This window comes from Streptosporangium subroseum, from assembly GCF_900188345.1.
Taxonomy (GTDB): Bacteria; Actinomycetota; Actinomycetes; order Streptosporangiales; family Streptosporangiaceae; genus Streptosporangium; species Streptosporangium subroseum.
In genome coordinates, this window is the sequence record NZ_FZOD01000130.1 from 1 (window position 1) to 7,038 (window position 7,038).

The following is a 7,038-nucleotide window of genomic DNA, read 5'->3' on the forward strand; positions in this document are numbered from 1 at the left end:
GTCGGCCAGCGCGGTACGGCCCCAGTGCGCGATCGAGGCGACCCGCACCCCCAACCGGTGCACGGTGGGCAGCAACTCCACGCTCGCATCCAGGCCCGGCGCGCTCTCCAGCGCCAGCACCAGGGCGATCAGCCCCTCGCCGAGCGCCGCGTCGATCTGCGCTCCGTCGGTGCACAGCCGCACCGCATCGGCGTTGCCCTCGGCCAAGGTGTGCGCACACTCGATCATGCGCAGCGTCTGCCGGAGCGCCCCCTCGGGCCGATACTGATCGTCGATGAAGACCGGCAGCACCTGCAGATTCACCCCGCCCTCACGCAGCTGGGGCAGCCACCGCTCACGGAAGAACGACGCCCACCGCTCCGGAGGCCTGGCGGTAACCGCCATCAGCAGATCGTTGTGGGTATCGGCGACCACGGCGTCGCGGTGGAGGTCGGTGGACACGTAAGGGCCCTTCTGCGCGGGTGACTCTCGTTCGCCATGACGTTATCGAGAGTGCGGTTTCCTTGCCCGGATGAGTGAGGGCGCGGCACCAACGGTGAAGATCTGGGTCCGTGCCCGGCCGGGTCAGCGTGCGAAGCGGAACGCCCCGGGCCGGGGCTCCTTGGTGATCCGCCGGTAGACGGTCGTGGCCGCCGGCCAGTTGTTGGTCACCCGGCCGGCCACGTTCTTGTACCAGCTCGTGCAGCCCGCCTGCCAGATCATTTTACCCATGGCCCGATCCAGGCTCCGCCGCCAGGTGTCCATCGCCTCCGGCCTGACCTCCATCGACCCCCTCCCCGCGATGTACGGCAGGCACCCCATGATGTATCCGACCTGGCATTCGATCATGAAGACGATCGAGCTGTGACCGAGGTTGGTGTTGGGCCCGTACACCATGAACAGGTTGGGGAAGCGCGGCACGGCGATGCCCAGGTAGGCCTCCGCCCCGTCCTTCCACTCCTCATCGAGGCGGCGCCCCTCACGGCCCGTGATCTCCATCGGAGCCAGGAAGTCGGAGGCGTGGAAGCCGGTCGCGTAGACGATCACGTCGGCCTTGTGAAGGCCCGTGGCGGTCTCGACGCCTCCGGGTGCGATCCGGGTGATCCGGTCGGTGACGACGTTCACGTTGGGCCGGGTCAGCGCGGGGTAGAAGGCGCTGTCGATGACGATCCTCTTGCAGCCGATCGGGTAATCGGGGGTGAGCCTGGCCCGCAGTTCGGGGTCGGGGACCTGGTCGTGAAGGTGGCCCAGAGCGATTTTGCGCAGAAGCCCGGTGCTCCAGCCACCCGCCAGGGCCGGATAGAGGGCGCCCTCGGTGTAGCGGTAGAGCCACTCACGGTAGCCCCGATGCAGGGACGGCATGCGGCGGAAGGCCGTCGTCAGGGTGTCGCCGAAGGCGGCGTCCATCTTGGGGATCACCCAGTTGGGGGTCCGCTGGAAGACGTCCACCTGCCCGGCCACCTCGGCCACCCGGGGAATGAACTGCGCGGCCGACGACCCGTTCCCGATCACCGCCACGCGCTTGCCCGTCAGATCCTGGGAGTGGTCCCAGCGGGCGGAGTGGAAGGACACGCCCTCGAAGTCCGAGGTTCCCGCGATGTCGGGCATCCGGGGCCGGTTGAGCTGTCCCACCGCCGACACCACGACGTCGAACAATTCCTCCCCGGCCGTGGTGCGGACCCGCCACCTGCCCAGCGACTCGTCGAAGGACGCGGCCGTGACCTCGGTGTTCAACCGGATCCGCGGGCGCAGGCCGTACTTGTCGGCGCAGGTCTCCAGATAGTCGAGGATCTCCGGCTGCCCGGGGTATCGACGGGTCCAGCTCGAGTACTTCTCGAAGGAGAAAGAGTACAGATGCGAGGGGATGTCACACCCCGCCCCCGGATAGGTGTTGTCGCGCCAGGTGCCCCCGACGTCGGCTCCCTTCTCGAAGATCGTGTAAGAGCGGATTCCGGCTTTCTCGAGCTGTATGGCCATGCACAGCCCGCCGAATCCGGCACCGATGATCGCGACAGTAAGGCTCATATGCCGACCCTCCGGGTGTCAGGATCCACTTACATTAGGCGATGGGCCTGCGCCGGGAAATAGGCCGGTAGTCTGCGCACGTGCCTACGCTTGCCGACGTCATCCGAGAGCTCGAATCCATCTACGACCCCGCGTGGGCGGAGTCGTGGGACGCGGTCGGGCTCGTCTGCGGGGACCCGGCGGCGGAGGTGCGAAAGATCCTGTTCGCGGTGGATCCGGTGGCCGCCGTCGCGGACGAGGCCATCGAGTGGGGCGCCGACCTCATCGTCACGCACCACCCCCTCTACCTGCGCGGCGTCACGAGCGTCGCGGCCACCACCTTCAAGGGCCGCCTGATCCACAAGCTGATCAAAAACGACGTCGGCCTCTTCACCGCCCATACCAACGCCGACGTCGCCGACCCGGGCGTCTCCGACGCGCTGGCCCGCGCCGTGGGCCTGACCGGTCCGCTCACCCCCTTGCAGCCCTCCGCGGACGATCCCCGGCGCGGCCTCGGCCGTGTCGGCGCGCTGTCCGCCCCCGTCTCCCTCGCCGAGTTCGCCCGGCAGGCGGCGGACGGGCTCCCCGCCACGGCGGGCGGCCTGCGGGTCGCCGGAGACCTCGACCGCCGGGTCCAGCGGATCGCCGTGAGCGGGGGAGCGGGAGACTCCCTGCTCGGTACGGCCCGCGCCGCGGGAGTGGACGTGTTCCTCACCGCGGACCTGCGCCACCACCCGGCCACCGAGTTCATGGAGACCTCCGGCGGTCCCGCGCTGATCGACGCCGCCCACTGGGCCACCGAATGGCCCTGGCTGACCGATGCGGCGCGGCGTCTGACGTCCATATCGGCCGCGAAGGGGATTACTGTTGAGACGCGCGTATCCGAGACGGTCACGGACGCCTGGAATACAACAGCAAAGTGCGAGGATTTGAAGTGAAAGCAGCCCCGGCAGCTCAGAAGCGTCTGCTCGATTTGGCCGAACTCGACTCCGTCATCGACCGGCTGGCCCACCGCCGCCGCACCCTGCCAGAGCTGGCCCAGATCGACGAGCTCTCCGCCCGCGTGGCCCGGATCGCGACTCAGGTGATCGGCGCCGAGACCGAGTCGAGTGACCTGGCTCGTGAGCAGACCAAGGCTGAGGCCGACGTCGACTCGGTCCGCATCCGCGCCGAGCGCGACCAGAAACGCCTCGACTCCGGCCAGGTGTCCTCCCCGAAGGACCTGGCCAGCCTCCAGTCCGAGATCGTCTCCCTGAACCGCCGCCAGAGCGATCTGGAAGAGGTCGTGCTGGAGATCATGGAGCGCCGAGAGGCGGCCGACGGGCAGGTCACCAAGCTCGTCGCCGAGCGCAACGAGCTCTCGGCCACCCGCGGCGTCGCCGAGGACGGCAGAGACGCCGCCTTCGCCGAGATCGACAAGGAGAAGGGCGAGGTCCAGGCCAAGCGCGACGAGACCTCCGCCGACATCCCGGCCGACCTGCTCGCGCTCTACGAGAAGATCCGGGAGCAGTCCGGAGTGGGCGCGGCGAGGCTGCAGGGCGCCCGCTGCAGCGGCTGCCGCACGAGCCTGTCCATCGCCGAGATCAACCGCATCAAGGCCGCCTCCCACGACGAGGTCATCCGCTGCGAGGAGTGCCGCCGGATCCTGGTCCGTACCGCGGAGTCCGGGCTGTGACCTCCTTCGTCATCGAGGCCGACGGCGGATCCCGGGGCAACCCCGGGCCCGCCGGCTACGGTGCCGTGGTCAAGGACGCCGTGGACGGCCAGGTGCTGGTGGAGATCGCCGAGGCGATCGGCACCCAGACCAACAACGTCGCCGAATACCGCGGGCTGATCGCCGGCCTGCGGTTGCTTCTCGACCTCGCGGGCGACGGCGCCGTGGTCGAGGCCCGGATGGACTCCAAGCTGGTCATCGAGCAGATGGCCGGCCGATGGAAGATCAAGAACGAGGGTCTGCGGCCACTCGCGCTGGAAGCGGCGGCTCTGGCCCGTCGCCTCAAGGTCACCTGGCAGTGGATTCCCCGGGAGAAGAACAAGGACGCGGACCGTCTGGCCAACGAGGCCATGGACGCCGCGGCCAAGGGCCGTCCCTGGCGTCTCGGCGCCTCCTCCGAACCCCGCAGTTCCGGTGGCGGCCCGGACACCTCGAGTGCGAGGCTCTCCGGCTCTTCGGTCGCCGAGTCCTCCGGGTCGCGGGACGCGGGACGCTCCGGCTTCCCGGGTGCGGGAGGTTCCAGCCACCAGGCCGCGACTCCCGGCTCCACGACCGATCTCGGCGTTCCCGCTGAGGACCTTCTCCTCTTCGATCCCGCGGACCTCTCGCGGGACTCGTCGGATTCGCCGGTCTCGCCGGAGGAGAAGACGCCGGCGGCCACGAGTCCCGGCACCGGCTGGCGTGGGGCCACGACCGTGGCGACCTCGCTCCTTCTGCTCCGGCACGGCGAGACCCCGCTCTCGGTCGAGCGAAGGTTCTCCGGGCTCGGCGATCCCGAGCTCAGCCCCAACGGCATCGCCCAGGCGGAGGCCGCCGCGGTCAGGTTGTCGCGCAAGCCGTACAACCTCCAGGCGATCGTCAGCTCGCCGCTCAGGCGCGCCCGCGTCACCGCTGAGATCGTCGCGGCGAGGGCCGGGCTGGAAGTGATCGTCGAGGAGGGTCTCAGGGAGACCGACTTCGGCGACTGGGAAGGCTACACGTTCACCGAGATTCAGCGCCGCTGGCCGGACGAGCTCGCCGCGTGGCTGGCGGATCCGTCCGCCGCGCCGCCGGGTGGGGAAAGTTTCGGCGTGGTGGCGGAGCGGGTCGAGGCGACCAGAGACCTGCTGCTGGAGCGCTACGAGGGCAAGACGGTCCTCGTCGTCTCCCACGTCACACCGATCAAGATGCTGCTCCGGCTCGCGCTGCTGGCTCCTCTCGCCGCGCTGTACCGCATGCATCTCGATCTGGCGGCTCTGTCCCTGATCGAGTACTACGCCGACGGGCCGGCCGTGGTCAAGGCGTTCAACGACACCTCGCACCTGCACTGAACCGGCGGTCTCGCTTGAGCTTCCTTGGGGGAGTGTCGCTTCGAGGCGTTTGATCCATATTTGACCGGTGGCGACTTGATTTGACCCGAGGTGGCTTGCCGCTCGGTTGGAGACCATGTGAGGAGCCATTAGGCTTGGATCACGGCGGACGAGTCGGCCGGGCGACCGCGTTGGGTCTCTTCGGAGACCCGCCGAGGAAGGTCCGGGCTCCACAGGGCAGGGTGGTCGGTAACGCCGACCCGGGGTGACCCGCGGGACAGTGCCACAGAGAACAGACCGCCTCTCGCAAGAGAGGTAAGGGTGAAACGGTGGTGTAAGAGACCACCAGCGCCCACGGTGACGTGGGCGGCTCGGTAAACCCCACCCGGAGCAAGGTCAAGAAGGGGCACTCCCTGGAGTGTCCTGCGCGCGGCGTCTGAGGGCTGCTCGCCCGAGTCGCGCGGGTAGACCGCTTGAGGCCGACGGCAACGTCGGTCCTAGATGGATGGTCGCCTCTTCACGCAAGTGAAGGACAAAACCCGGCCTACAGGCCGACTCGTCCGCCCTATCCGCCCCTGACCTGCGGTGGAGCCTTCGCTCGTCAAGATCGAAGTGCTCAGAGGGCACAACGGGGGCACATTACGTGAGTCCGAGCGCCGTGGCGAAGGCGTTGTTCAGCGCCGTACGAGCCCCGCTCGGATGCCTCCGGGACCAGATGCCCGTACAGGTCCACGGTCGTGGTGATGGACTCATGCCCGAGCCACCGGGACACCTCGGAGATGGGTACGCCCTCGGCGAGCGCCGTACTGGCGAAGGTGTGCCGCAGATCGTGGAACGTCATGTCCACCGGCACTCCGGCTGAGAAGATCGCAGGCTTCAGGATGTCGGCGTTGAAATAGTCGCGCCGGATCAGATTGCCGCGCGTCGTTCGGAACAGCACGTCCTCGGGCTTGTGCCGGTCGATGTGTTCGGCCAGCGCGTCGGCGAGAACGGCCGGCATCGGGACATCGCGAACGGAGGCCCGCGTCTTCGGTGAGGCCAGGGTCGGACTCCGGTCGATCACCACGACCTGTTGGTCCACCGTCAACATGCCCTCGGCGAAGTCGATCCGGTCGACGGCCAGACCGAGCGTTTCTCCTTGCCGAAGGCCGGGCGCGGCACCCAGGAGGACCGGCGGCGCGTAGTCGGGTCGCATGGCCCGGTAGAGCGCGATCACCTCGGCGGGGGCGAGGAGCCGGATCGGGGTCTTGTCCGGCTCAGGCAAGCGGATGTCGACACAGGGAGAGCGGCGGATCATGCTGTCTCGCACGGCTCCACGCATGATGCTGGAGAAGATCACATATATGGTCTCGACGTAGGTCGGTGTTTCGCCGACTGAGGAAGTCCACCCCAGCGAAACCCTGAAGCTACCGACTGATTACTTTTCTCCTGGAACCAAGATGGGAAGCCCGGGGCCTGGCACGCTACTCGCATGGTCTCACGAGCAATGCGCTCGATCCTGGCCGCAGTTCTCCTGCTGACCGGGTGCTCGGCTGCGGACAGTAAGAACCTCGCCGAGCCCGAGCCCGAGCCCACGCCGGAACGCAGCTGTTCGCTCTTTCGGGGTTCCACCCTGGCCCCCACGCCGCCGCCACTGCCGTCCGGAGGTGATGTGCGGCTGGTTCACTACAACGCCTATCCCTACAGCGACGGATTCTCCAGCGTGGTCGCGCTGCGCGACGGCACCGCGTACGCGGTCGGACAGCGACAGTTCCCCACCCCGAACCGCCCCGACGGGCCGTACGAGCCGTGCGGGCCGCCCCGCTGGAGTTCGATCGTGTTGCGGTGGGACGGCACGAGCTGGCAGGAGATGCCGACGCCCGAGCGGGTGGTGGAGCCGCGGCACATCACTGCCACCTCCGATGGCCACATCTGGGTGTTCGGCATCTGCAAGGACCCCTCCGCGAACGATGGCCGGCGCGGCTGCGTGACGCACTGGGACGGGACGACGTGGACCGTCTCCGAGTTCCAGGACGAGGCCACGGAGTTCGCGGGCGTCGCCGCATCCGCCCG

The 7,038-nt window shown here is 68.5% G+C and carries 7 protein-coding genes and 1 other RNA gene; 5 read left to right on the forward strand and 3 right to left on the reverse strand.

Annotated features, from left to right (window positions below):
• Nucleotides 1-441 (reverse strand): membrane dipeptidase (locus tag CHC08_RS47190; protein WP_179282654.1); only part of this gene is annotated, 441 nt, incomplete at its 3' end.
• A 123-nt stretch (nucleotides 442-564) separates the two neighbouring features.
• Complete coding sequence (locus CHC08_RS47195; RefSeq protein ID WP_089213877.1) at nucleotides 565-2,004, reverse strand: flavin-containing monooxygenase; 1,440 nt, start codon at nucleotides 2,002-2,004, stop codon at nucleotides 565-567.
• Nucleotides 2,005-2,084: 80 nt separating this feature from the next.
• Between CHC08_RS47195 and CHC08_RS47200 the strand changes: the two genes are divergently transcribed.
• The 4 genes from CHC08_RS47200 (at nucleotide 2,085) to rnpB (ending at nucleotide 5,549) form a co-directional block, all read left to right on the forward strand.
• Nucleotides 2,085-2,921, forward strand: a complete 837-nt coding sequence (locus CHC08_RS47200; protein WP_089213878.1) for a Nif3-like dinuclear metal center hexameric protein — start codon at nucleotides 2,085-2,087, stop codon at nucleotides 2,919-2,921.
• Nucleotides 2,918-3,658 (forward strand): zinc ribbon domain-containing protein, encoded by a 741-nt coding sequence (locus CHC08_RS47205; protein WP_089213879.1) that lies wholly within the window; start codon nucleotides 2,918-2,920, stop codon nucleotides 3,656-3,658. Before CHC08_RS47200 ends, CHC08_RS47205 begins: the two co-directional genes overlap by 4 nt.
• The gene (locus CHC08_RS47210; protein ID WP_089213880.1) at nucleotides 3,655-5,007 is read left to right on the forward strand and encodes a bifunctional RNase H/acid phosphatase; all 1,353 of its coding nucleotides are present in this window, start codon (nucleotides 3,655-3,657) and stop codon (nucleotides 5,005-5,007) included. Before CHC08_RS47205 ends, CHC08_RS47210 begins: the two co-directional genes overlap by 4 nt.
• Before the next feature lie 149 nt (nucleotides 5,008-5,156).
• Nucleotides 5,157-5,549: RNase P RNA component class A (rnpB, locus tag CHC08_RS47215), an RNA gene on the forward strand.
• 53 nt (nucleotides 5,550-5,602) lie between these two features.
• On the opposite strand, the gene CHC08_RS47220 is transcribed toward rnpB, so the two are convergent.
• Nucleotides 5,603-6,250: a tyrosine-type recombinase/integrase gene (locus tag CHC08_RS47220; protein ID WP_179282655.1), complete on the reverse strand. Its 648-nt coding sequence runs from the start codon at nucleotides 6,248-6,250 to the stop codon at nucleotides 5,603-5,605.
• A gap of 207 nt (nucleotides 6,251-6,457) precedes the next feature.
• Between CHC08_RS47220 and CHC08_RS47225 the strand changes: the two genes are divergently transcribed.
• Nucleotides 6,458-7,038: hypothetical protein (locus tag CHC08_RS47225; RefSeq protein ID WP_218825848.1), on the forward strand; the 581-nt coding region annotated here is incomplete at its 3' end.